The following is a 3,238-nucleotide window of genomic DNA, read 5'->3' as shown; positions in this document are numbered from 1 at the left end:
CCACCTTATTTACCTTTTAGTTGGATGGGGAATCTCGATGGTTGGGGAGGTCCATTATCAGAAAATTGGATTCAGGAGCATGAAGAGCTGCAGAAGAGAATTTTAAAAAGGGAAAGAGAGTTGGGAATGAATCCGGTTTTACAAGGGTTTACCGGTCATATTCCTGCAAAATTTGCCGAAACATATAATGATTCGGTTGTTAGTCCATTACATTGGCAGGAGTGGGAAACCGTAATGTTAGAACCATCATCTCCCGAATTTAATGAAATGGCTAAAATATATATGGAAGAGCAGACAAAGTTATTTGGTGTTTCTCAATATTATGCCTCAGATAGTTATAATGAGATGTTACCGGCCAGTGGCGATGAGGAGTATTTGAAGAAAGCTTCCCAATCAATTCTAAAAGGTATCACTTTTTCTAATCCTAATGCGAAATGGATATTGCAGGGTTGGACTTTCGATTATAAAAAAGAGTTTTGGTCGCAGAATCGTATTAAGGCATTTTTAGAGGACATTCCAAACAAAAATATCTTGATATTGGATCTGTTTTGTGAAAAAAATGAAGTTTGGCGGCAGACGGATGCTTTTTATGGAAAGCCTTGGTTGTGGTGTAATATCCAGTCATTTGGTGGAAATACAGATTTACACGGATCATTAAACACTATTAATACTAAATTCGAATCAGTACTAACTTCCGATAGCAAAGGTGAATTATCCGGTATAGGTTTTGTTAACGAAGCATTTGAAGGAAATCCGATTGTTTACGAATACCTGACAGAATTGCCATGGCATTCGGATCCTGTAAATGTAAATGAGTGGACTCAGACCTATGTGAAATCCCGATATGGCTTAGATAATTACCATGCACAAAAAGCTTGGGAATTACTACTGGAATCGGTGTATAATGATTCTGTAGATTATAAAACATTTATGAGTGCTGTTCAATCGCCACGACTCTATTTTAAGAAAGGTTTCCCATTCGATTATAAAATTTTGGTTGAGGCTTATCAGGAATTGATATTGGCAGGCGACAGCTTAAAAAGTGTAGAAACGTATACATATGATTTAACAAGTGTGGGGATGCAAGTACTGGCATGTGAAAGTCAAATACAGCATGAAAAACTTATTAATGCCTATCATTCTGAAGAGATAGATAAACTGAGAATGGAATCTGAAAAGATGCTGGAAATTATTAATGATATGGATAAATTGGCGGCATCTCATCCAAAATTTTTATTGGGCAATTGGTTAGAGGACGCAAAAAGGTGGGGAAGAACAAACGATGAATCGGAACTTTATGAATGGAATGCCCGGAGGTTTATTACTCTTTGGGGAACAACAGGTTCTCTGAGGGATTATTCAAACAGAATGTGGGCAGGAATGTTATCCAACTTTTATCAGCCCAGATGGAAAATGTTTACAGACTCATTAGTTTTTTCATTGAAAAATCAACTTCCTTTCAATTATAAAAAAGTGAACCAAAGCATTATTGATTGGGAATTGGATTGGGCAAATTCGAAGAAGGAATTTTCCACATTGCCAACAGGCGATTTTTATGGAATAAGTGATTATTTGTGGAAGAAATACAATTTTGAAAAATATTTGTGGCCGGATATAGAGGGTATTACAGATAAAATATTTATTGGTAAAACGCATGTTGTATTAAAGGGATTACCCGATTCAGAAATAAGATATACTATAGATGGTTCTGTGCCCGGGAAAAACTCTAAGCTTTTCAAAAAACATATAGTATTACGGGAAACCACCTTGTTAAGGATAAAAGAATACGATATCAATGGAAATGAAAGCCCTGAATATCAGGCGCAGTACACAAAGGTTGATCCTATTCCCAATACAAAAATAAAAGGTGCTGAACCGGGTCTTGAATATCAGTATTTTGAATTATCCGAAGAAATATTTTCTGTACGGGAGATGGAAACACTCGAACCTATAAAATCAGGAAAAATAAATGATATAGTATTTCCTCATGAGGAAGAGGCTCTTCCCGAGAAATTTGCTCTGATTTATGAAGGATATATCAAAATCTCTAAAACAGATATTTACTCATTTTTATTAATTTCAAATGATGGAAGTCGCTTGTTTATTGATGATAATCTTATAGTAAATAATGATGGTCAGCATGGAGCACTTACAGTTGAAGGTGCAGTTGCTTTGAAAAAAGGATATCACAAATTAAGATTGCTGTATTTTCAGACAGGTGGAGGTAAGGCTCTCAACTTAAGATGGAAGAGGTCTGGTATTAAAGAAGAAAAAGTACCGAAGAAGGTGTTGTTTCATAATAACCTTTTGAAATAGAATGCATATGAAAAAAATACTTCTCACTTTTTTTACTATTCTATTTTCGCTTGGATCAAGTATGACTGTAGCGCAAGAATTCATGTCAATACATGTCGAAAGTTTTAAAAATCCACCAGCTGAGTATTGGCCACATACACGTTGGTGGTGGCCCGGAAGTGCACAAACCAAAGAAAATATCACATATGAACTCGAACAGATGAGTTCTCACGGTATTAAAGGGGTTGAGCAAATAAGCATGAATCCGGTTTATGAAAAAGGTAATATCAAATACCTGTCTGATGAGTATTTCGAGTTGCTAAAACATACTGTAAAAGAAGCAAAACGCCTGAAAATGAAAGTGTCGTTTAACTTTGGCGGTCCAGGATGGGTAATGGGTTATCCCGGAATTGCAGATGAGGATAAATCGCGAGACATGCTTCCTACTTTCATTAATGTAACAGGCCCCCGTAAATTTGAACAGAAACTTCCCCTCGATTTGATGAAAAAAACTAACTCGTGGGAAATCAAACAAAAGAAGTTAATAGGTGACGAAAAACTTTTAGCAGTTATAGCGGGAAAAGTGAGCAATGGAATTATTGATGTTAACTCACTTATAGATCTTAGCGATAAAGTTGAAAACAAATCTCTTAACTGGAAAGTGCCTAATGGTAACTGGAGGATAATGAGTTTTTGGTTGGTTGTACATAAAAACGATTATGCCGTTAACCATTTCAGTAAAACATCGATGGAAAAATTTATCTCCTATCTGGGAGTAAAATATAAAGCAGCAGTTGGCGATGAATTTGGTAAAACCGTAGAAACATTATTTAGTGATAGCTTCGAACTTCCTTACCACTCGAAAGGGATAAAATGGTCGGATGGATTATTTGAAAAATTTGAAGAGGAAAAAGGATATGATTTAATAAAGTACCTGCCTGCA

Annotated in this window: 2 protein-coding genes; both read left to right on the top strand. The window is 35.8% G+C overall.

The window, feature by feature from the left end; all coding sequences use genetic code 11:
- Window positions 1-2,316 (top strand): alpha-N-acetylglucosaminidase TIM-barrel domain-containing protein (locus ABFR62_13810; GenBank protein MEN8139494.1); only part of this gene is annotated, 2,316 nt, incomplete at its 5' end.
- Between the two features lie 7 nt (window positions 2,317-2,323).
- A partial coding sequence (locus ABFR62_13805) for a glycosyl hydrolase (protein ID MEN8139493.1) occupies window positions 2,324-3,238 on the top strand: 915 nt, incomplete at its 3' end.

Source organism: Bacteroidota bacterium (genome assembly GCA_039714315.1).
In the GTDB taxonomy this organism is placed as follows: domain Bacteria; phylum Bacteroidota; class Bacteroidia; order Flavobacteriales; family JADGDT01; genus JADGDT01.
This window is presented reverse-complemented; position numbering and strand designations above follow the sequence as displayed.